General features: G+C 49.1%; 17 protein-coding genes. 13 read left to right on the top strand and 4 right to left on the bottom strand.

Annotation, left to right across the window (positions count from 1 at the left end; all coding sequences use genetic code 11):
- The first annotated feature begins 8 nt into the window (after nucleotides 1-8).
- The 6 genes from ACTS9Y_RS14050 to ACTS9Y_RS14025 all read left to right on the top strand — a co-directional run bounded on the left by ACTS9Y_RS14050 (nucleotide 9) and on the right by ACTS9Y_RS14025 (nucleotide 8,422).
- A complete protein-coding gene (locus ACTS9Y_RS14050; RefSeq protein WP_442586538.1) occupies nucleotides 9-1,004 on the top strand; it encodes an acetyl-CoA carboxylase carboxyltransferase subunit alpha in 996 nt (331 codons plus the stop codon).
- Nucleotides 994-2,463 carry a tRNA lysidine(34) synthetase TilS gene (tilS, locus tag ACTS9Y_RS14045; RefSeq protein ID WP_442586537.1) on the top strand — a complete coding sequence of 490 codons (1,470 nt, stop codon included), beginning with the start codon at nucleotides 994-996 and terminating at the stop codon, nucleotides 2,461-2,463. Before ACTS9Y_RS14050 ends, tilS begins: the two co-directional genes overlap by 11 nt.
- A 202-nt stretch (nucleotides 2,464-2,665) precedes the next feature.
- Nucleotides 2,666-5,143, top strand: a complete 2,478-nt coding sequence (locus ACTS9Y_RS14040) for a TonB-dependent receptor (RefSeq protein ID WP_442586536.1) — start codon at nucleotides 2,666-2,668, stop codon at nucleotides 5,141-5,143.
- Nucleotides 5,144-5,165: 22 nt separating this feature from the next.
- Entirely contained in the window at nucleotides 5,166-6,584 is a 1,419-nt protein-coding gene (locus tag ACTS9Y_RS14035; protein ID WP_442586535.1) for a sigma-54-dependent transcriptional regulator, read from the top strand.
- Between the two features lie 205 nt (nucleotides 6,585-6,789).
- Complete coding sequence (purT, locus tag ACTS9Y_RS14030; protein ID WP_442586534.1) at nucleotides 6,790-7,986, top strand: formate-dependent phosphoribosylglycinamide formyltransferase; 1,197 nt, start codon at nucleotides 6,790-6,792, stop codon at nucleotides 7,984-7,986.
- Nucleotides 7,987-7,993: 7 nt separating this feature from the next.
- Nucleotides 7,994-8,422, top strand: coding sequence for a group II truncated hemoglobin (locus ACTS9Y_RS14025; RefSeq protein WP_442586533.1), 429 nt, complete (start codon nucleotides 7,994-7,996; stop codon nucleotides 8,420-8,422).
- 49 nt (nucleotides 8,423-8,471) lie between these two features.
- Here the strand turns inward: ACTS9Y_RS14025 and ACTS9Y_RS14020 are convergent, their stop codons facing one another.
- Together ACTS9Y_RS14020 and ACTS9Y_RS14015 are read right to left on the bottom strand one after the other, a co-directional pair.
- Nucleotides 8,472-9,980, bottom strand: coding sequence for a DEAD/DEAH box helicase (locus ACTS9Y_RS14020; protein WP_442586532.1), 1,509 nt, complete (start codon nucleotides 9,978-9,980; stop codon nucleotides 8,472-8,474).
- 9 nt (nucleotides 9,981-9,989) lie between these two features.
- Nucleotides 9,990-11,651, bottom strand: a complete 1,662-nt coding sequence (locus ACTS9Y_RS14015; RefSeq protein WP_442586958.1) for a DEAD/DEAH box helicase — start codon at nucleotides 11,649-11,651, stop codon at nucleotides 9,990-9,992.
- 412 nt (nucleotides 11,652-12,063) lie between these two features.
- Between ACTS9Y_RS14015 and typA the strand changes: the two genes are divergently transcribed.
- The 4 genes from typA (at nucleotide 12,064) to ACTS9Y_RS13995 (ending at nucleotide 16,975) form a co-directional block, all read left to right on the top strand.
- On the top strand, nucleotides 12,064-13,869 hold the full coding sequence (gene typA / locus ACTS9Y_RS14010; RefSeq protein ID WP_442586531.1) for a translational GTPase TypA: 1,806 nt from the start codon (nucleotides 12,064-12,066) through the stop codon (nucleotides 13,867-13,869).
- Between the two features lie 178 nt (nucleotides 13,870-14,047).
- Nucleotides 14,048-14,866, top strand: a complete 819-nt coding sequence (locus ACTS9Y_RS14005; RefSeq protein ID WP_442586530.1) for a polyphosphate kinase 2 family protein — start codon at nucleotides 14,048-14,050, stop codon at nucleotides 14,864-14,866.
- 141 nt (nucleotides 14,867-15,007) lie between these two features.
- On the top strand, nucleotides 15,008-16,309 hold the full coding sequence (locus ACTS9Y_RS14000; protein ID WP_442586957.1) for a HAMP domain-containing sensor histidine kinase: 1,302 nt from the start codon (nucleotides 15,008-15,010) through the stop codon (nucleotides 16,307-16,309).
- A 24-nt stretch (nucleotides 16,310-16,333) separates the two neighbouring features.
- Nucleotides 16,334-16,975: a response regulator gene (locus tag ACTS9Y_RS13995; RefSeq protein ID WP_379029576.1), complete on the top strand. Its 642-nt coding sequence runs from the start codon at nucleotides 16,334-16,336 to the stop codon at nucleotides 16,973-16,975.
- On the opposite strand, the gene ACTS9Y_RS13990 is transcribed toward ACTS9Y_RS13995, so the two are convergent.
- Nucleotides 16,972-17,892, bottom strand: coding sequence for a DMT family transporter (locus tag ACTS9Y_RS13990; RefSeq protein WP_442586529.1), 921 nt, complete (start codon nucleotides 17,890-17,892; stop codon nucleotides 16,972-16,974). The genes ACTS9Y_RS13995 and ACTS9Y_RS13990 overlap by 4 nt on opposite strands.
- Before the next feature lie 21 nt (nucleotides 17,893-17,913).
- On the bottom strand, nucleotides 17,914-19,065 hold the full coding sequence (locus ACTS9Y_RS13985) for an aromatic ring-hydroxylating oxygenase subunit alpha (protein ID WP_442586528.1): 1,152 nt from the start codon (nucleotides 19,063-19,065) through the stop codon (nucleotides 17,914-17,916).
- Between the two features lie 272 nt (nucleotides 19,066-19,337).
- Between ACTS9Y_RS13985 and tal the strand changes: the two genes are divergently transcribed.
- The 3 genes from tal (at nucleotide 19,338) to hxlB (ending at nucleotide 21,743) form a co-directional block, all read left to right on the top strand.
- Entirely contained in the window at nucleotides 19,338-20,291 is a 954-nt protein-coding gene (gene tal / locus ACTS9Y_RS13980; RefSeq protein WP_442586527.1) for a transaldolase, read from the top strand.
- Between the two features lie 180 nt (nucleotides 20,292-20,471).
- Complete coding sequence (hxlA, locus tag ACTS9Y_RS13975; protein ID WP_442586526.1) at nucleotides 20,472-21,104, top strand: 3-hexulose-6-phosphate synthase; 633 nt, start codon at nucleotides 20,472-20,474, stop codon at nucleotides 21,102-21,104.
- A gap of 102 nt (nucleotides 21,105-21,206) precedes the next feature.
- Complete coding sequence (gene hxlB / locus ACTS9Y_RS13970; RefSeq protein ID WP_442586525.1) at nucleotides 21,207-21,743, top strand: 6-phospho-3-hexuloisomerase; 537 nt, start codon at nucleotides 21,207-21,209, stop codon at nucleotides 21,741-21,743.
- The last annotated feature ends 23 nt before the right edge of the window (nucleotides 21,744-21,766 follow it).

The following is a 21,766-nucleotide window of genomic DNA, read 5'->3' as shown; positions in this document are numbered from 1 at the left end:
AATTCATAATGAGTGCCAAACGTTTAACGCCTAGTAAACTGACTTATCTGGATTTCGAGCAAGCAATTGCCGGACTTGAAAAGCGTATTGAGGCTCTGCAATCATCTCATGACGAGCATGATTCACTGGATATCTCCAAAGAGCTGGATTTGTTACAAAAGAAGAATAGCAAGCTACTGCAAGACACCTACCAGAGCTTGACCGCCTGGCAAATCTCACAGGTCGCCCGTCATCCGCAGCGACCTTATACCATGGATTACATCAACGCCTTGTTCACTGATTTTCAGGAACTGCATGGCGATCGCGCTTTTGCGGATGATCCGGCCATTGTCGGTGGCATTGCGCGTTTTAAAGGCATCCCGGTCATGGTCATGGGCCACCAAAAAGGCCGCGATATCAAAGAGCGCCAATACCGTAATTTTGGTATGCCGCGCCCTGAAGGCTACCGCAAGGCCTTGCGCCTATTCCGCCTGGCAGAAAAATTCAATCTGCCTATCATCACGCTGATCGATACGCCCGGGGCTTATCCAGGCATCGGTGCTGAAGAGAGGGGCCAGTCTGAGGCGATTGCACGTAACCTGTATGTCATGGCTGAATTGAAAACACCTATCATCGGCATCGTCATCGGTGAGGGTGGTTCAGGTGGCGCGCTTGCATTGGGCGTGGTTGATCACTTGAATATGCTGCAATACTCTACTTACTCTGTCATCTCGCCAGAGGGTTGCGCTTCCATTTTGTGGAAAAGCGCCAGCAAGGCATCGGATGCCGCAGAAACGCTGGGCATCACTGCAGATCGCTTGAAATCATTGGGGCTGATCGACACCATTATCAGCGAACCATTAGGCGGCGCGCACCGTAACTACGAAGAAGTGATGGAGCGCATTGGCCAGACCATTGCCCTGCAACTCAAGACATTACAATCCAAAAAAATACCGCAACTGCTGGAAACGCGCTATCAACGCCTGATGAGTTACGGTAAATTTAAAGCCACTAGTGACAAATAACACCGTATTTTCTGCGCGGTTAGAGAAGGGCATTGCCTCTTTTTTGGCTGCGCAAAAGCCTCAAGCCTCACCTTTGCACCTGCTGCTGGCCTTAAGTGGCGGTGTGGATTCCATTGTGCTGCTGCATGCCCTGTCACAGCTTTCCACACGCCTGCCATTTAAATTATCTGCCATGCATATCCACCATGGGCTGAGCCCGCATGCCGATGAATGGCTAAGCCTGTGCGAGCGCGTGTGCGAGGCGCAAGGTATCCCGTTTTATTCAGATAAAGTGCATGTCAATCTGCGCAGCGGACAAGGCATTGAAGCCACAGCGCGCGAGGCGCGCTATCAGTCACTTGAGCAGATGCGCCAGCAATTGGGTGCGCAGGCGATTGTCACCGCGCATCACATACAAGATCAAAGTGAAACCTTGCTTTTGCAGCTCATGCGCGGCGCGGGGGTGAAAGGCTTATCTGCCATGAGCGAATGGGATGCCGAGCGCAGCCTGTACCGACCGCTGTTGCAGGTGAGCAAAGCCGATATTTTGCAACAGGCAACCGACTTGCAGTACCAATGGGTAGAAGACGAAAGCAACATCGATATCAGTTATGACCGCAACTTCATGCGGCAGACGGTGATGCCTGTGATGCGTGAACGTTACCCGCAACTAGATAACGCACTGGCACGCAGTGCCAGCCATATGGCAGAAGCGCAATCCCTGCTTGATAGCCTGGCCAGCCAGGATGTGACCGCATGCGATGTGCGCGAAGAGTGGCTGGGGCAGTCGGTAGATATCCAGCGCTTGCGCGCGCTGGGTGACGCGCGTGCGAAAAACATGTTGCGCTACTGGTTTCAGCAACTCGATTTGCGCATGCCCAATACCGAACAGTTGCAAAATTACTGGCAACAATTATCAACAGTCAAACCGCATCGCTATCTGCACCTGCCCTTACAAGGGCAGGCGGTGAAGCGTCAGGCTTATCTGCATCATTACCAGCAACGGCTTTATTGCGTAGGCAAGCCAGCAGCGCTGCCTAAAACACCATTGGTCTGGCAAGGCGGTAAAAGCCAGATCTGGGGTGACTGGCAAGTGCAGTTCAAAGTCAGCAAAGGCCACGGCATCGCCCTGGCTCGCCTGGGGGTGAATCCAGCCGCCATTACCTTGCATAAACGTTACGGGCAAGCCGTTCCATTAACTGATGGCTTAGAACTCATGTTGTTTGCAAGATCCGGCGGCGAGAGCCTGCAACCGGATGCCAAACGCCCGCGCCGTGAATTAAAAGTGATTTTCCAAATGCTGGCCATCCCGCCATGGCAGCGCGCATTTTACCCATTGGTCAATGTGGTCTCCTCACAACCTTCACCTACTCAAACCCTGGTTTCACTTGCCTCTCTTGCGATAGATGCCGCCTGGCGTCCTGGCCGTAATGCTTACGGCGTTGAGATATTTCTGCAGCCTCTTTCAAACAACCATTAAATTGGTTGTTAACAACCAGTTGCAACCATTAAATTGGCTGTAATTAACCAATTTAATGGTTGTTGTCCTATAATGTAATTCTCAATCTATTGATTTCCAAACGATTTTTCCTAAATGCAATAGAGGAACGTTAATTGCATGCCTGAGAATACTTTTTATAAAAAGTTAGAACCTAAATATTCTCGGGAAAAGGATTATTGATATGGATAAAAAAAATGCCGTCAAGCCGCTATTGCTCGCAATAGTGTCCGCTTACGCAACGCATGCAATTGCATTAAAAGCAGAGGAATCTTTAAACATTCAAAAAGTTGAGGTTTACAGTGCTACTCCGCTTAAGGGGATAGGTTTGCCTCTACACAAGGTACCAGCCAATATTCAAATGGCAAATCCAGCGGGTATTAACAACCAGGTGGGTGTCTCTATTGCGGATTATATGAATAATAATATGCAATCAGTGACGGTGACCGAACTAGGTGGTAACCCTTGGCAGCCTGAAATTAATTTCAGAGGCTACTCCTCTTCACCATTGCTGGGCAATCCACAAGGCTTGTCCACCTATATTGACGGTGTACGCGTCAACGAGCCTTTTGGTGATGTGACGTCATGGGACAAGATCCCTAATTTTGCCATTGGTGACATGCAACTGATCCCTGGTTCTAACCCGCTGTACGGTTTGAATACACTGGGTGGTGCTATCGCCATACAAACCAAAAGTGGTCGTAACAATCAGGGTGCAGCTCTGGAGTATGAAGCAGGTTCATGGGGTCGCCAACGTGCATTGGCTGAGTACGGCGGTGTGTCCAAAGATGGTTCAGTGGACTACATTGTTGGCTTCCAGCACACAACTGAAGATGGCTGGAGAAAATATTCACCATCACATGTGAATCAGTTGTTTGCCAAAACCGGCTGGCAAAACGAAACAACCAAGCTGGATTTGACCTATATGGGTTCGGATAACAAACTGATTGGTAATGGTTTGACCCCTGAATTCCTGTTAAACGGTGACCGTGACCAGATCCATACCCGTCCGGATGCGACCAACAATTACTCACACTTCCTGGCATTGAATGGCAGCCATTGGTTAAGTAAAGACACGATGTTGTCCGGTAATGTGTATTACAAAAAATCTAATCGTAGTACGCTAAACGGCGATGGTTACGAAGGTTCATTTACAGATGATGGTTTGGGTGGGAGTTTTCTCACGGGTTATCCGGGAATCACTTGCGTAAACCCTGCGGATGACTGTGAAGTGATCGGTTCTGTATTTAATAGAACACGTACTAGCCAGAATACCTACGGTGCAACAGCACAAGCTACCTTCAACCAAGATTTCCTGGGTAAAGAAAACCAGTTTGTCGTTGGTGCCGGATATGACTACAGCCTGATTCGTTTTAAACAAAACGAAGAGGTGAATTTGTCCTCTTTAAGTGAATCCATTGATGATGGCGACATTGTTGGTACGCCTGGTAGCGGGACTGTGTTTGATCCTACCAGAGCGCCTGTGACAAGTGGCGATGGGGCATTGGGCCAGCGCCAGACGGTAGGCCTGACCGGCAAGCAATATACAGCACGCTTGTTCGCAACCGATACTTTGTCTATCAATGAATTCTGGCATTTAAATGCAGGTGCTAGCTGGAACTTCACCCGTATCGACAACACGGATACTTTGCGTGGTCCAGCTTCAGCCGCGAATAACTTCAATAGCTTGACAGCAAAAGATAGCTACACGCGTTTGAACCCAACAGTAGGCCTGACTTATACGCCTACTAAAGCGTTGACGGTTTACACCTCTTACAGCGAGTCCAGCCGCGCACCAACTGCGATTGAAGTGGGTTGTTCAAATCCTGCTTCACCATGCTTGCTGCCAGCCGCATTGGCAGATGATCCACCTTTGAACCAAGTTGTTGCCAAGACTTATGAGTTTGGCGGTCGCGGTCAGCTGACTGATAACATTTCCTGGAACGCAGGTGTTTACCATGCGACTAACCATGATGATATCCAGTTCACGGCAGCAAACACGCAAAGCGGTGCTGGTTACTTTAAAAACGTAGGCAGAACAAAGCGTCAAGGCATCGATATGGGCGTCAATGGTTTCATTGAGAAGTTTAGATGGGGCGCTTCTTACAGCTTCGTTCACGCGACTTATGATACCGATGTTGAGTTTGTGAATGGCTCTAACTCTTCAGGCGAGACGAATGGCGGCATTTATACTGCACGTTCAGGCGACAGGATTCCGGCTATCCCGCAACATCAGTTGAAGTTACGTGGTCAGTACGCTGTGACTCCAAGCTGGAATGTGGGAACCAATATCATTGGCTACTCTAATCAGTTTGTCCTGGGCAATGAAAACAATAGTCATCAATCAAATGCAGCGGTGTGCGATAACGGTGATGAGTGTGCAACAGGCAAAGGCAAAATCGGTGGTTACTTTGTTGTGAACCTGGATAGCCAATATAACTTTGGCAATGGCTGGAAGTTGTTTGCTAAAGCAAACAATATTTTTGACAAAGAATACAACATTGCTGGTCGCCTGGCAGAAAGCTTGTTTGATGCGGGTGGTAACTTTGGTGCAGAAAGCAAAGTATTGAGCTTGTTACCTGGTGCGCCACGCGCTGGCTGGATTGGCCTGCGCTATGAGTTTAAACCTAAACAGTCTTTAGCTAGTTACGACAAAGACTAAAGTAAAACAATAAGGAGGATGCGTGCTTTCACAACTTTCATCATCAACAGATAAATCGATCATTCCAGGCTTCAAAAAGAAAATTTTGTTGGTCGAAGATGAGGTGCTTTTTGCTCGGGCGGTAGTCAAGCGCTTGCAGAAAGCCGGTTTCGAGTGTGAGCACGCAGAATCTCTGCATGACGCCAGATTGCTGGTCAAGCAGTTTGAACCAGATATCGTGTTACTGGATATGCGTCTGCCTGATGGCAATGGCATCGATTTGTTGCCTGAATTTGTCGCTAAGAATATTAATACTATCGTCATGACCGCTTACGGCGATGTCACTGATGCGGTGAGCGCCATTAAATTGGGCGCCATCGATTACCTGAAAAAACCGATTGATCTCGAAGAGTTGTTGTTGATCATTCAAAAAAATGAAAAGACTACTGAACTACAGACCAGCCTGGATTACTCGCGGCAGCGGGATACGCTGGCAAATGAATCCATACAACTGATCGGCGAGAGTGCTGCCATGCAAAGCGTGCGCCAGCAAATCACGCGTATTGCACAACTGAGTTCACTCAGTGATGCGGCGCAGCCGACCGTGTTAATTACTGGTGAAACCGGTACCGGTAAAGATGTGGTTGCACGTTATCTGCACGCCAGTTGTGTTAATCACGACAAACCGTTCGTGCATGTGGATTGTGCATCGCTACCGGCAGAGTTGATTGAAAGCGAGCTGTTTGGCAATGAGAAGGGCGCTTTTACCAATGCGGTGACTTCGCGCCCTGGCCTGATCGAATCTGCGGAAGATGGGACGCTGTTTCTGGATGAGATTGGTGAGTTGCCATTAGGGTTGCAGGCCAAGTTGCTCAATGTGCTGGAAAGACGCATGGTGCGCCGCTTGGGCTCTACCAAGGAAAGGCCGGTGCATGCACGTATTATTGCTGCTACCAACCGTGATTTATACCAGATGTCTAACGAGGGCCGGTTTCGGTCAGATTTGTATTACCGCCTGAATGTGATCACCATGCAGATGCCGCCATTGCGCGATCGTAGTCAGGATGTGATGTTGCTTGCCAATTATTTTCGGCAAATGACTGAAAAACGGTATGCCTTACCGCACCATGAGTTCAGCCCGACTGCACTGATTGCCATACAGCAATACCGCTGGCCAGGAAACGTACGCGAAATGCGCCACCAGATCAGCCGTGCGGTACTGATGTGCACGCAGCCGGTGATTTCTGAACATGATCTGGGTTTGCCACAAGTAGGCCATACTTCAGCCAGCGCAGCATTAGTCACGAATGATGCACAGTTAACGTTAGATGGTGCTGAAAAAGCCATGCTGTTAAATGCGCTGGAACAGGCCCGGAATAATGTGTCTAAAGCGGCACGTACCTTGGGCATTACGCGTATGACCATGCGCTACCGTATGGATAAGCACGGAATAGCAGTTTAATGCCTGTGCCTCATCAAAGATGTACTCATCAATCGCTTCAAAATTGATTTGTATAGGATGTTAAAAGACCTCGCGACTGCGGGGTCTTTTACTTTCCAGGTAGCAACGATTGCCTATGCTGCTTGCGCATGATTTAAATCAATGTTGACCAGCCGTCATACAAATGCCACATGGTAGAATTGCACTTTTACATCGGAGTGCAGCAATGATAGGGACCCCATTAAGCGCAAACGCGACCAAAGTCATGCTGCTGGGCAGCGGTGAACTCGGTAAAGAGGTGATTATTGCCTTGCAGCGTTTAGGGGTTGAAGTGATTGCCGTGGATCGCTATGCAAACGCACCCGGTCATCAGGTAGCACACCATGCGCATGTGATCGATATGACAGATGCCAATGCCCTGAAAGCATTAGTCAACCAGGTCAAACCGCATTTTATCGTGCCAGAGATTGAAGCACTGAATACAGATGCGCTGGCTGAAATCGAGGCTTCTGGCGTCACAGTCGTGCCAACCGTGCGTGCGGTACAGCTGACCATGAATCGTGAAGGCATACGCCGCCTGGCAGCTGAAGAACTGGGTTTGCCAACTTCCCCTTATGCATTCGCGCGTTCAGAAGCCGAACTGCAGGCTGCGATTGATGCGGGCATTGGCTATCCATGCTTTATCAAGCCTACCATGTCTTCTTCTGGCAAAGGCCAATCCCGTATTACCCAAGCATCTGAAGTGAAAACTGCCTGGGAGTATGCCGCCAGTGGCGGACGGGTTAACCAGGGTGTCGTCATTGTAGAAGGCCAGATTGATTTCGATTATGAGATCACCTTGCTGACCGTGCGTGCCAAAAATGCAAAAGGGCAGGTCGACACCTATTTTTGTGCGCCGATTGGACATGTGCAAAAGCAGGGCGATTATGTAGAAAGCTGGCAGCCACAAGCCATGCATCCCAAAGCGTTGGAGAACGCTCAGGAAGTCGCCAGGAAAGTGACTGATGCCTTGGGTGGCCAGGGTTTGTTTGGTGTTGAATTGTTTGTGAAAGGCGAGCAGGTCTGGTTCTCTGAAGTCAGCCCGCGTCCGCATGATACTGGCATGGTCACCATGTGTACCCAGCGTTTGAATGAGTTTGAATTGCATGCCAGGGCGATTCTGGGCTTGCCGGTAAATGTGACACAACGTGACGCTGGGGCGAGTGCAGTGATTTATGGCGGCGCCGATGCGACTACGCTGGAATACCATGGGCTGGAAGCGGCATTGTCAGTGCCTGATAGTGATATCCGCTTGTTCGGCAAGCCGGAATCTTTTATCCGCCGTCGCATGGGCGTCGCGCTGGCAACGGCTGAGAATGTTGAACTGGCACGTGAACGCGCCAAGCAGGCAGCATCGCTGGTCACGCCTAAAGTCTCAGGGTAGGTAAGGCATGGCTTTAACTGAAATCCAAGAGCCAAACTCACCTAAACAATCATTGTTTGAGTGGCTGGGCGGCGCGGAGAAGGGCACTGAGAATATCCGGCTGCTAGTGGATACCTTTTACGACATCATGGATAGCGATCCGAAAGCGGCAGGGTTGCGTGCCATCCATCAGCCGGATTTAACCGAAACACGTGAAAAACTGTTTATGTTTTTTATGGGTTGGACAGGTGGTCCTCAGCTCTATATTGAGCGCTATGGTCATCCACGCTTGCGTGCACGACATATGCCGTTCACGATTGGTGAGGCAGAGCGCGACCAATGGATGTATTGCATGATCAAGGCCATGCACCAATGCCAGTTTGAAGAAAGCCTGATACGGCATATGGCCAACCAGTTATATGGCGTGGCTGACTTTATGCGTAACCGTGAAGGTTAAACGTCGCTCAGCCAAGCATAATAAAAGCCCCGTTTTCACGGGGCTTTTATTAAGACTGCGAACTTTCGACTTCTGCTTCTGGTAACGCTGTTTGCTCTAAACTCTCTTTTTGACGGGTTTTAGCAGCATGCTGGCGTTTGCTTTCGGCAGGACGTCCTTTGGCTTTAGGGGTAGCCTTGAAGCCAAAACCACCGAGTAATGCCGCAACGACTTTACGCTTTGCCGCTGATGGCTTGGTGACAGGTACAACGACCGATTTAGTCGGCTCAACAAACCCGCTTGACTGGTAAGGTTGATAAAACCAGGCGTCATCTGCATTTTTAGATTTAGATGAACGTTGGCGTGGCGCGCGTTGACTTGCTGTATTGCCAGTATTCTGGCTACTTGAGTGCTGACTTGGCGTACTGCTGGTAACAGCTTTCTCTTTAGGAATCTGCTTATTAATCAGCTTTTCGATTTCATCAAAGTACTTGGTTTCTTCTTCATCAATTAATGAAATCGCAATGCCTTTGGCGCCAGCACGGCCAGTACGGCCTATCCTGTGCACATAATCTTCAGGCGCTGTAGAAATTTCGTAATTAATGACTAAAGGCAAGTCGCTGATATCCAGGCCACGTGCAGCCACATCGGTGGCTACCAGGGCATGAATCGTACCGGCTTTGAATGCATCCAGCGCTTCAATCCGTTCTTTCTGTGATTTATCACCATGGATCGCACTGCATGGGACTTCAGCGCGTTCCAAAGCACGTGCCAGTTTGCTGGCAGACAGTTTGGTTTTGGTGAAAATAATCACTTGCTGGCTGGCATATTGTTTCAATAGCTGCACCAGGAAACGTTCTTTTTTGTCTGTATTCACCAGATAGGCTTTTTGCTCCACATTGTCGTTAGTGGCATTGCTGCGCGCCACTTCGATCAATGTTGGCTGGTTCAAAAACGCATCGGCCAGTTTTTTAATCTCATCCGAAAACGTGGCTGAGAACATCAGGTTCTGGCGTTGTTTAGGCAATAAAGCCAAGATACGCTTGAGATCAGGCATAAAGCCCATGTCCAGCATACGATCGGCTTCATCCAGCACCAGAAACTGCACTTGGCTCAAAGAAAGCGTTTTTTGCTCTACGTGGTCCAGCAGACGACCAGGCGTGGCGACCAAAATTTCAACACCGGTCTTCAAGATAGGTGTCTGTGTTTTGATATCTACGCCGCCGTACACCACCAGGCTACGCAAGGAGGTGTGTTTGGCGTAAGTTTTAATGTTGTCATACACCTGGATTGCCAACTCGCGCGTTGGTGCCAGCACCAGCGCCCGGATCGGGTGTTTCGCCGGAGAGGTGCTGGTACTCGCGTGAGGGAGCAATGTATGCAGAATCGGTAGCGAAAATGCAGCCGTTTTTCCTGTGCCAGTTTGTGCGCCGGCCATCAAATCTTTGCGCTCTAGCGCCAGCGGGATGGCTTTGGCCTGGATGGGCGTTGGTGTCGTATAGCCGGATTCTTCAATGGCTTTTAACAACGGCTCGGCCAGGCCTAGCGAACGAAAATCTACAGTAATTTGCTCTGACATAGTCTTGGCTTATGCAAATGAACGAGGGCGTTTGATACCACCGGCTTCACCGAATGGCTTGCCACCGGTGCGCGGTTTGTTTGCGCCACGAGTGTTGTTGCCGCCATTAGGGTTACCAAAGCGCTCTTGCGGTTTTGCCGATGGGTTGCCTGCAGAAGAACGCGGGCGACGTTGACCAAATTCTTCTGTCAATGCGCGCGCAAACTGGAAGTCGGTATCTTTGGTGTAGCTTTTGCTATTGCCATTGACTTCGCGGTCTGTTCTTTGCTCAGTATTACGTGGTTCGCTGGCGCCGGTAGCTGCACGTGGTTCGCGCGGCTTGTTCGGCTGGCCTTCACGCATCACGCGGTCACCAAAAGAACTGTTTTCACGGTTGCCACGGAATTCGCGGTTCTCACGACCACCTTGGTTATCGCTGCGACCATCGCGGCTGTTACCACGGAAACCACCTTTGTTTTGTGGGCGGCCATTGCTGCTGCCATGACGTTTGCCGCCATTGCCGCGTTTGTCACCACCACCGTCATCCATACGGATAGCACGTTTTGGTTCAAAACCGGCAATCACCGCTGGCTGGAATTTATGGCCAGTGTATTGCTCGATTTTGCGCAACAGGTGACGGTCAGTATTAGAAGCAAAAGAAATCGCGATACCGGAGTTGTTGGCACGGCCAGTACGACCGATACGGTGCACATAATCTTCAGCAAATTTTGGCAGGTCGTAGTTGATCACATGCGTAATGCCATGCACATCAATACCACGTGCTGCAACGTCGGTCGCAACCAGTACTTTGACATCACCATGACGCAGTTTGGTCAGGGTGCGGTTACGTGCGCCTTGTGTCATATCACCGTGCAGGGCAGCAGTGCTGTGACCAGCGGCATATAAATCTTCAGCCAGCAAATCGGCGTGACGTTTGGTGCTTGTGAAAATAATGGCCTGGTTCACGTCCGGGGCAATCAACAAATGCTCCAGCAGTTTGTTTTTGTGGTTCATGTCGTCCACAAAGTGCAGGCGTTGTTCGATATTGGCGTGTTGTTCTTTTTGACCAGCCACTTGAATCGTCAACGGGTTGTTCAGGAAACGTTTACCGATATCCATGATGCCATCTAAGGTGGCAGAGAACAGCAATGTTTGGCGTTCGGCCGGCAATGCAGCACAGATCTTCTCAACATCAGGCATAAAGCCCATGTCCAGCATGCGGTCAGCTTCGTCCAGTACCAGCATTTGCAAGCGGCTCAGATCAATACGACCACGCTCAAGGTGATCAATGAAACGGCCAGGTGTAGCAACCAGGATATCCAATGGTTGTGACAGCAGTTTGTTTTGCAGTGGGTAAGGCATGCCACCGACAATGCTCACACAACGTGCGCGCAGGAATTTACCGTATTTACGGGCAGCTTCGTTGACCTGTGCTGCCAGTTCGCGGGTAGGGGTCAATACCAGGATACGTGGGCCACGGCTACGTACTGGATGTTGTGTTGCCAGCAAGTTTAATGCTGGTAATGTAAACGCGGCTGTTTTACCAGTGCCGGTTTGGGCTGAGGCCATGATGTCACGGCCTTGCAATGCTTCAGGAATAGATTGCGACTGAATTGGAGTTGGGTTCTCATAGCCTGCATCGGTTAATGCACGCAAAATGGATGGGTCTAGATTTAAATCTGCAAAAGACAAAGACAAGGATGTCCCTTTCGTATAACAATTAAAAAGGGCGCAAGTAAAGCAAATTAAAGCAAAGCAAAGAAGCAAAGCTAACCCATGACAGCACACAGAATTAAAAATCTAAGTGTGCTAACTCATTAAAGTAAGCCAAAGCAAATATGGAGATGAATCGCTTTTACCGGCGCTAGGCATAGCCACTAACCGATAAAAGAAGAGGTTGTCATAAAAACAACTTCTAAAGATGATAGCCTCAAAAGTTCACGAGTTATCGATGGGTCAGGGCGATGAATTTAAAACAGTCGGGCATCAATTTCAGCCCAGTGCGTTTTAAGTTGAGCGCAGTATAGCCATTTTATTTTAAAAGTCAAATATTTAACGTGATTTATGCTAAAATCGCGCCCTTTCCAAACAGATGGCAGTTCACATGGCACGCAACCTCAGAAATATCGCAATTATCGCCCACGTTGACCACGGTAAAACAACCATGGTTGATAAGTTACTTCAACAGTCAGGTACCTTTGCCACCCACCAGGCGGTCACTGAACGTGTGATGGATAGTAATGATATTGAAAAAGAGCGCGGTATTACTATTCTGGCCAAAAATACTGCCTTAACTTATGAAGGCACGCACATTAACATCGTCGATACACCGGGCCACGCCGACTTTGGTGGTGAAGTAGAGCGTGTGTTGGGTATGGTGGATGGCGTGTTGCTATTAGTAGATGCCGTTGACGGCCCTATGCCGCAAACGCGCTTCGTGACCAAGAAAGCCTTGGCGCTTGGTTTGAAACCGATTGTGGTGATTAATAAGGTTGACCGCCCGAGCGCGCGTCCTGACTGGGTGATTAACCATACCTTTGATTTGTTTGCCAACCTTGGCGCAACTGATGAACAATTAGATTTTCCAGTGGTATACGCATCGGCATTAAATGGCTTTGCGACACTAGACATGAATGCACCTTCAGATAACATGAAGGCTTTGTTTGATACGATTTTAAGTCATGTTGAACCACCTAAAGGTGACAGTGATGCACCTTTGCAATTACAGATTTCAGCCTTAGATTACTCTACTTATACTGGTCGTCTAGGAGTTGGTCGTGTCACCAATGGCCGCATCAAACCAGGCCAGGTGGTCGCCGTGATGCGCGAAAACGAACAAGTAGCGCAAGGACGTATCAATCAGGTGCTGGGTTTTAAAGGCCTGGAGCGCGTACCGGTTGAAGAGGCTGAAGCAGGTGACATTGTCATTATTTCGGGTATTGAAGAAATCGGTATTGGTTTTACCATCTGTGACCGCGACAAGCCAGTTGGCTTGCCACACCTGGGTGTAGATGAGCCAACCCTGACCATGGACTTTATGGTGAACACTTCACCATTGGCTGGTACAGAAGGCAAATTCATTACTTCACGCCAGATCCGTGACCGTTTGACTAAAGAGCTATTGGTAAACGTGGCGTTGCGCGTTGAAGATACTGAAGATACCGATGTATTCCGCGTGTCTGGTCGTGGTGAATTGCACCTGACCATTCTGTTGGAAAACATGCGCCGTGAAGGCTTTGAAATCGCTGTGGGTAAACCTCGCGTGGTTTATAAAGAAGTGAATGGCGAAAAATGTGAGCCATACGAAATCCTGACCGTGGACCTGGAAGACGAAAACCAGGGTGCAGTGATGGAGGAGTTGGGTCGCCGCCGTGGTGAGATGTCAAATATGGAGTCTGACGGTAATGGTCGTACTCGATTAGAGTATCGTATCCCAGCCCGTGGCCTGATCGGCTTCCAGGGCGAGTTTTTGACATTGACCCGTGGTACCGGCTTGATGGCGCATATTTTTGATGAGTATGCCCCTGTGAAAGCAGATATGCCTGGCCGTCGTAATGGTGTGCTGATTTCAGCGGAACAAGGCGAAGCAGTGGCTTATGCCCTGTGGAAGCTGCAAGACCGTGGCAAGATGTTCTCAAGTCCTGGTGACCGTTTGTATGAAGGCATGATTATCGGCATTCATAGCCGCGAAAATGACCTGGTGGTTAACCCGATCAAAGGTAAGCAATTAACCAACGTGCGTGCTTCCGGTACGGATGAAGCGGTGCGTTTGGTGCCACCTATCTCTATCAGCCTGGAAAGCGCTGTAGAGTTTATTGATGACGACGAATTGGTCGAAATCACGCCAAAAACGATTCGTCTGCGCAAGCGCTTCTTGTTAGAGCACGAGCGTAAACGGTCTTCCAAGTAATACTTGATTAAGCCCTCATGCAATGAGGGCTTTTTTTACGCCTATTGCTTTTAACCCTGGGCTTACAGCCAACGTTTTTTGGCTTGGGAAGCTATCCTTTTGCTTGAAGGGTGATGCCTGGCTTAATAAACTGCGATACACTGGTTTATATTCCCTCACAGTGAAGTTGGTATATTGCATGGATAAATTCAGTTTAAGCAGCTATCGCGTCAACCCGAAGAAGTTTGCACTCAAGCAGATTAAACCTGACGATAAGTCAGCAAGATCAGGCGATAAAGCGGAAGATGCCGCGATATTGGCGCAACTGACTGAAGCCATCAATGAACGACAAGATATCCTGCATGCACAGGCTGAGCATAAAGTACTGTTGATCCTGCAAGGCATGGATACCAGCGGCAAGGATGGTACCGTCAAGCAGGTATTTAGCGCCTGTGACCCATTAGGAATCCGTCTGGCGAGCTTTAAGGCGCCGAGTGAGGATGAGCTGGCACATGACTACTTATGGCGCGTGCATGCGCAGGTGCCACGCAAAGGCGAGCTGGTTATCTTCAATCGCAGCCATTACGAAGATGTGCTGATCGTCAAAGTGCATGACTGGATAGATGAAGCCGAGGCCGAACGCCGGTATCAGCAGATTAATGACTTTGAGCGCATGCTGAGTGAGTCCGGCACCACTATCATCAAGTGCTTTCTACATATTTCCAAAGAAGAACAGCAAGAGCGTTTGCAGGAACGTCTCGACGACCCCACCAAGCACTGGAAATTTAATCCTAAAGATCTGGATGAGCGTGCGCTATGGGATAAATATATGCAGGCATATGAACGTGCTTTGCAAGAAACATCCACAGACTATGCGCCCTGGCATGTGATTCCCGCAGATTCAAAAACCAATCGTAACCTGCTGATTTCCCGCATTTTATTACAGGCACTCGAAGGGTTGCCATTGGCCTATCCCGAGAAACCAAAAGCCTGGAACAAGCTGGTCATCAAAGATTAGAAGCTCAAGGGTTAATTAATGATTTTACGCTGTCCAAAAACAGGCGAGCACGGTTAAATAGCGCCACTTACTACTTGACTTAGAAAATGTGCCTGCGCTGAAAAAATGAGTCTACGCTTTAGATTAAATCTTTTAGTCACCATGCTTTCACTGGCTTTTTTGCTGGCGGCAGGCATCGTGCTGGTACGGGATACCCGGGACAGCATCCGTGAGCGCGTTGAAGCTGCCATGCGCGTCACGGTCCAACTATTGGATACCGTGATTGTCAGCTCGGCCATGAACCCAAGTTTGGGCCCCACCCATTATGTATTGCAGGATTTCCTTAAGTCTTTAGGCTACGTGCGTAGCAGCCGTATCGAGCTGTACGATTATTCCAATACGCCTTTGTATATTTCGCCTAACTCGACTTTTAAATCAGAAATCGAACCGCCGAAATGGTTTGTGAAGCTGGTTTCTCCCAAAGAGGAAACAGTGACGCGCCGCGTGCGCTATGGCATTTTAATTATCAGTTCCAGCGCAGAAGGCTCTGTGCGGGAAGCATGGTCAGGTTTTCTGCAACTGATCGTCATGGGCACCGGCTTTTTCGTTTTACTCAATCTGCTGGTATACGGGCTGTTAAGTCATGCCTTGCGTCCGGTGCATCATATTTTGCGTGCTATCAATCAGATAGAGCAGGGTGATCTGGCAACGCGGTTGCCCAAATTCTCGTTGCCGGAATTTGATCGCATCGGCGCCAGCCTCAACCAGATGGCGCTTTCACTGGATGCCGAGCGGCAACTGGAACAAAACCGTCAGCTGACACAGCTGATCCAGCAACATATTGAAGATGAGCGCCGCAGCCTGGCGCGCGAGTTGCATGATGAACTGGGCCAGTATGTGACCGCGATCAAAACCTTTGCGGTGGCGATTGTGAACAAAACCAGGGATAAAACGCCGGATATTGCCGCCAATGCACAAACCATCGTTGCCGCCGCCAATCATATTTACGACGGCATGCACAATATCATCCGCCAGTTACGGCCAGCGGCCATGGATAATATGGGCCTGGTAGAGACCTTGCGTGATATGGTGGCAGGCTACCAGGCGCAGCATGCTGGGTTGAACATCCAGTTACAGGTATCCGGCCAGTTTCAGCCCATGGGTGAAAACGTCAATATTAATTTGTACCGTATCGTGCAAGAAGCCATTAACAATGCCATCAAGCATGCGCATGCCCAATCCATCCATGTGCATATCGTGTCAGCAGAGGATGGCCTGCAACTGACGATAAGCGATGACGGGGTAGGTATGCAAGTGGAAGCGGTGGACCAAACCCGGCATTTTGGCTTGCTGGGTATGCGTGAACGTGTGCAAGCCCTGCATGGACAGTTTAAAGTCGTTTCAGAGCCAAAAGCTGGTGTGGGAACGACCCTGGAAATTAGATTGCCTATACAAACGGCGTAAAACAACAGCGTTAAAATAAGAGGAATGAAAAGTATGATTAGCGTGATGCTGGTAGATGACCATGCAGTTGTCAGGATGGGGTTTAAAATGCTGCTCGAGTCCGATCAGGATATCAAGGTCATTGCTGAAGCCGAAAGTGGGGAGGCAGCGATTCGTGCCTATGTAGAACATCATCCGCAAGTGGTAGTGATGGATATCACCATGCCCGGTATAGGCGGTATGGAAGCCATAGAACGTATTCTTGCCAAGGACAATCACGCGCGTATCCTGGTCCTGTCAGCGCATGAGGATTCGGTGCACCCCAAACGTGTGCTGAATGCGGGGGCGATGGGCTACGTGACCAAGCGCAGCGCTGCTGAAGAACTGATTAAGGCGATTCGCAGTGTGGCTAATGGCAAAAAATATATCGAAGCCAGCGTAGCACAGCAAATGGCCATTCAGCAGTTGTCGGGTGAGCAGAATCCGGTCGATGTCTTGAGCGAGCGCGAGTTTGAAGTGTTTATGTCGCTGGCGCGCGGCAAGTCGACCAATGAGATCGCAGAAACCCTGTTCCTGAGCCCGCGCACGGTCGGTACACATTTATACAATATCAAGCAAAAACTCAATGCGCAGAACTCGGCAGAAATTGCGCTGATAGCCATGCGTTGTGGCCTGCTCGAACCCTAGCGAGTATTGGTAACGCGGGCACTGCTAGCGCGGGAACTGACGATCCCGCTCAGCATGATCAGCAGCATGCCCAGGTACTCCATCCAGGAGAGATGCTCTCCCCACCAGAACACGCCTATCAGCGTTGCGAATACCACGGTGCTATAAGCCAGGCTGGCTACTGTCAGGGTGCGGCCGGTACGATAGGCGCGCGTCATGGCGAGCTGGCTGATAGTGGCAGATATGCCCAGTCCCAGTAAAAATGGCAAATCTTGCCAGTGCAAAGGCGTGATTTCGGTATTCAGCATCAGGCCGCCGCTGGCGACACTGCATACCAGGGTGAAGTAAAACACAGTCCGCCAGTCCGGCTCACCTCTCACCCCTAACTGTTTCACATGCACATATGCCAGGGCAGCACCAACGCCCGAAAGCAAGCCGATACCCGCAGCGATCCATAAGTCAGGTTCCCACCTGGGCTGCAGCAATAAGGTGACGCCAATAAAACCTGCAATCACGCATATATTCAATGTACTTTGCTGCCGGCGCGACAAGGGTTGTTCCGCCGTGAGTAGCCAGGGTGAGAATAAAGCCAGGAACATGGGCGAGGTGTAGTTGAGCGTAATGGCTGTTGCCAGCGGCAAATGCGCAATGGCATAAAAGAACAGCAGCAGGGCGATAAAGCCGGTCAATGCGCGACCCATTTGTTTGCCCAGCAGCGGGGTTGTGAGTGGCTTGCCCTGCCAGTAGACCATGGCGGCGATGGTGATAAAGCCGAATATCGAGCGATAAAACACTAATTCTGTGCTGCTGAAACGTTGGGCGCCGGTTTTCACGAAGGCGCCCATTACGGCGAAGCCCAGGCCGGCGACCAGTATCCACAGGCTGCCGAGTTGCCAATGTCTGGGATGCGTCCAGCGCCTGGGGTGAAATAAGGACAAAATGTGCCGGATAGTCTTGGGCTAGCGCACCGAATGTGCGGAGAGGTGAGGTTCTATTTGTGAACGATACCAGTGGTGGAAGTGTTCCAGCCCGGTTTCCATCGGGTGCTGATAAGGGCCGCGTTCATCTTTTCCGGTCAGGTAGAGTGCTTTGCGACCTTCTTGCATACGTTGGCAGATTTCGTTGTCTTCAATGGCTGTCTCGAAATAGGCGGCCTGCTGCGCTTTGACGTATTCGCGCTCAAATAGGGCGATATCTTCCGGATAGTAAAATTCCACCACGTTTTTGCAAGACTCGACGCCAGTCGGGATGATGTGCGAGACCACCAGGACATTGGGATACCATTCAATCATCAGTAAAGGATACAGCACAAACCAGATCGCGCCATATTTCGGCTCCTTGCCGTCCTGATAATTTGTCACCGCCTGTTGCCAGGCTTTATAAGTGGGAGACAAACTGTAATCCGGTAACGGTTTATAACCCACGGTTTGTACGCTGTAGTGCTCGCCGAATTCCCAGTTTAACTCGCCGCAATCGACAAATTGATTCAAGCCGGGGTGGAAAGGGCCTACGTGATAATCTTCAAGGTAGACTTCAATAAAGGTTTTCCAGTTGAAGTCATAGTGATCAACAATGGCCTGGTCAAAATAGTAACCGGTGAAGTCAAAATCCTGTTTGCATCCTAATTGCTTCAATGTTTCCGCAATGTGCAATGGCTTGGCTTTGCCTAGTGTGGCAGAGGATTGAAACAATAGTCCTTGCCAGTCAATCAGCGGCTGTTTTTCCAGGTGTAAGCACGGGTTTTGTTCAAAGTGAGGGGCACCCAGTAGTTGCCCATTCAAGTCGTAAGTCCAGCGATGCAGCGGGCAGACGATATGCTGGGTATTACCTTGCCCGCTGAGCATGGCAGCTTGCCGATGACGGCAGATGTTGCTGACCAGTTGGTGTTCGCCCTGGTGGTTCACCAGCGCCATGGCATTGTGTTTCCATTCCAGCACGCGGAAATCGCCTGCATTGGGTGTCATGCGCGCATGCCCGACATACTGTGGTTGCAGCGAGAACAAGTGCGCCTGCTCTAATGCATAAATTTCCGGATTGAGGTACCAGTCAACAGGTAATTGTGCGAAGCGAGTCTTGTTTTGTTCTTTATTTAAAGAGGTGACAGAACCCATATTTCAAACTGATCGAACACGTGCAAAAAAGAATAATTGTGCCCGAAAAGGGCCTGAATGAAAAGCCAGAATAGGCACAATGACCGCTTGTATCCGTCACAATCAGTCGATTCAAACGCACGTAAGGAGGTTGCCATAACCCTGTTTTAAGCAGCATGTATAAAGGCAGTAATTGCAACAGGCCTTAACTAAGTCAATTAAATTCAGTTATAATATTAGAGGTTTCTATGTATAACTATACGTAACGATAATTGCATTTTAGGAGCAAGCGAATGGCAAATTTATTAGATCAGTTGAAAGCAATCACCACTATTGTGGCGGACACAGGTGATGTTGAAGCGATTAAAAGCGTTAAACCGGTAGACGCAACTACCAACCCATCCCTGGTATTAAAAGCGAGTCAGATTCCTGAATACGCACCTCTGATCGAGACAGCAATTGCCTATGCAAAAGCACAAGGCGGTTCAAAAGAGCAACAAATTGAAAATGCAGCTGACAAACTGGCTGTGTTGATTGGTGCTGAAATCACTAAAGTGGTTCCAGGCCGTATCTCTACAGAAGTAGATGCACGTTTGTCTTTCAACATCGATGCGATGATTGCCAAAGGCCGCAAACTGATCAAACTGTACGAAGACTCTGGTATTTCTAAAGAGCGCGTACTGATCAAACTGGCTTCTACTTGGGAAGGCATCAAAGCCGGTGAGCAACTGGAAAAAGAAGGCATCCAGTGTAACCTGACATTGTTGTTCGGTTTTGGCCAGGCACGTGCTTGTGCTGAAGCTGGCGTATTCCTGATTTCCCCATTCGTTGGTCGTATCCTTGACTGGTACAAAGCGAAAAACCCAAGCACAGAATACACACAGGAAACTGACCCAGGTGTTGTTTCAGTACGTGCGATCTATCAGTACTACAAAGAACACGGTTACAAAACTGTTGTGATGGGTGCTTCATTCCGTAACACTGGCGAACTGATTGCATTGGCTGGTTGTGACCGTCTGACTGTTTCTCCTAACCTGTTGCAAGATCTGGCAGCGACTGAAGGTACTTTGGTACAAGTGCTGAAAGATGGCGGCAAAACTAAAGAAGCACCAGCCAAGTTGACTGAAGAAGAGTTCCGCTTTGAACTTAACCAGGATCCAATGGCCACAGAAAAGCTGGCTGAAGGTATCCGTGGTTTCGTTGCTGACCAGAACAAGCTGGAAACAGCATTAGCCGCAAAACTGTAATATCTCTGTGACATCATAAGAGAACGGGCAGGGACCTGCCCGTTTTTGATTTTACACTCAGGCATAATTTGGCCTGTTACATTGACTTATTTTGGCTGCCAGCTTACTATTAGCGACCAGCTTGAATTGGTAGTACGCTAGAAATAGCATTTAGAAACTTATTAATATTTGGAGAAAAACATGGCATTAACTCAAATGGCATTAGACTCATTGGATTTTGACGCAACTATCGCTTTGGCAGAAAAAGTTGCTCCGCACGTTGACATTCTGGAAATCGGTACACCATGCATCAAGCACAACGGTATCAAATTACTGGAAACTCTGCGCGCTAAATTCCCAAACAACAAAATCCTGGTTGACTTGAAAACTATGGATGCTGGTGAGTACGAGTCTGAGCCATTCTACAAAGCTGGTGCTGACATCGCTGTTGTATTGGGCGTATCTGACATCGGTACAATCAAAGGCGTAATCAAAGCTGCAAACAAATACGGCAAAAAAGCGCAAGTTGACCTGATCAGCGTTGAAGACAAAGTTGCTAAAACTAAAGAAGTTGTTGCTGCTGGTGCTCACATCATCGGTATCCACACTGGTTTGGATCAACAAGCTGCTGGTCAAACTCCTTTTGCTGACTTGGCTGCTATCGCTGCTTTGAACCTGGGTGTTGACATCTCTGTTGCTGGTGGCGTTAAAGCTGCTACAGCTGCTCAAGTACGTGACGCTGGCGCGACTATCATCGTTGCTGGTGCTGCTATCTACGGCGCTGCTGATCCAGCTGCTTCTGCTGCTGAAATCACTGCTATCGCTCACGGTTAATTTTTAACTATCAATAAGTAATTATTGATCAGCGATAATAAAACCCGACTCAGCAATGTGTCGGGTTTTTTATTTGATATTTTGAATACACAGGACAAAAACATGGATCATCAACAGTTTATTTTAGACAATTTGAAACGTATTTTAGACGTGACTGATAAGTCAAAAGCGGCTGAATTACTGAAATTGGTTAGCGAAGCAGGCTCAACATTTATTGGTGGCGCAGGTCGCTCACTGTTGGTCTCACGCTTCTTTGCAATGCGCTTGGTGCATTCTGGTTACAGCGTGTTCATGATTGGCGAAGTTGTTACTCCTGCCATCAAAAAAGGTGACTTGCTGATCCTGGTTTCAGGTTCCGGCGGCACAGCGACCTTGTTGCCATTTGTGAAAAAAGCCAAAGAAGTGGGCGCTAAATTAGTGGTCATTTCCATGAAGAAAACATCTGCCATGGCAGACGTCGCTGACCTGGTTGTTCAAGTCGGTCAGGATGACAGCTTCCCATTGGTAAAAGGCATGCCTATGGGCGGTCAATTCGAATTGTCTACCCTGGTGTTCCTGGAAGGCGCTATTTCTGAGCTGATCCACGCCAAAGGCCTGACTGAAGAGGGTATGCGCGCATTACACGCAAACCTGGAATAAACTTTATTCCTGCAATAAAAAAC

The organism is Methylophilus sp. (assembly GCF_052173275.1).
GTDB lineage: Bacteria > Pseudomonadota > Gammaproteobacteria > Burkholderiales > Methylophilaceae > Methylophilus.
Note: the sequence above shows the minus strand (reverse complement) of the source record. Positions and strands in the feature narration are given on the sequence as shown.

Excerpts from the sequence above, each read along its gene's own strand:
- ACTS9Y_RS14050 (WP_442586538.1), top strand. The coding sequence starts at position 9 with ATGAGTGCCAAACGTTTAACGCCTAGTAAACTGACTTATCTGGATTTC.
- ACTS9Y_RS14040 (WP_442586536.1), top strand. The coding sequence starts at position 2,666 with ATGGATAAAAAAAATGCCGTCAAGCCGCTATTGCTCGCAATAGTGTCC.
- purT (WP_442586534.1), top strand. The coding sequence starts at position 6,790 with ATGATAGGGACCCCATTAAGCGCAAACGCGACCAAAGTCATGCTGCTG.
- ACTS9Y_RS14025 (WP_442586533.1), top strand. The coding sequence starts at position 7,994 with ATGGCTTTAACTGAAATCCAAGAGCCAAACTCACCTAAACAATCATTG.
- ACTS9Y_RS14020 (WP_442586532.1), bottom strand. The coding sequence starts at position 9,980 with ATGTCAGAGCAAATTACTGTAGATTTTCGTTCGCTAGGCCTGGCCGAG.
- typA (WP_442586531.1), top strand. The coding sequence starts at position 12,064 with ATGGCACGCAACCTCAGAAATATCGCAATTATCGCCCACGTTGACCAC.
- ACTS9Y_RS14005 (WP_442586530.1), top strand. The coding sequence starts at position 14,048 with ATGGATAAATTCAGTTTAAGCAGCTATCGCGTCAACCCGAAGAAGTTT.
- ACTS9Y_RS14000 (WP_442586957.1), top strand. The coding sequence starts at position 15,008 with ATGCTTTCACTGGCTTTTTTGCTGGCGGCAGGCATCGTGCTGGTACGG.
- ACTS9Y_RS13995 (WP_379029576.1), top strand. The coding sequence starts at position 16,334 with ATGAAAAGTATGATTAGCGTGATGCTGGTAGATGACCATGCAGTTGTC.
- ACTS9Y_RS13985 (WP_442586528.1), bottom strand. The coding sequence starts at position 19,065 with ATGGGTTCTGTCACCTCTTTAAATAAAGAACAAAACAAGACTCGCTTC.
- tal (WP_442586527.1), top strand. The coding sequence starts at position 19,338 with ATGGCAAATTTATTAGATCAGTTGAAAGCAATCACCACTATTGTGGCG.
- hxlA (WP_442586526.1), top strand. The coding sequence starts at position 20,472 with ATGGCATTAACTCAAATGGCATTAGACTCATTGGATTTTGACGCAACT.
- hxlB (WP_442586525.1), top strand. The coding sequence starts at position 21,207 with ATGGATCATCAACAGTTTATTTTAGACAATTTGAAACGTATTTTAGAC.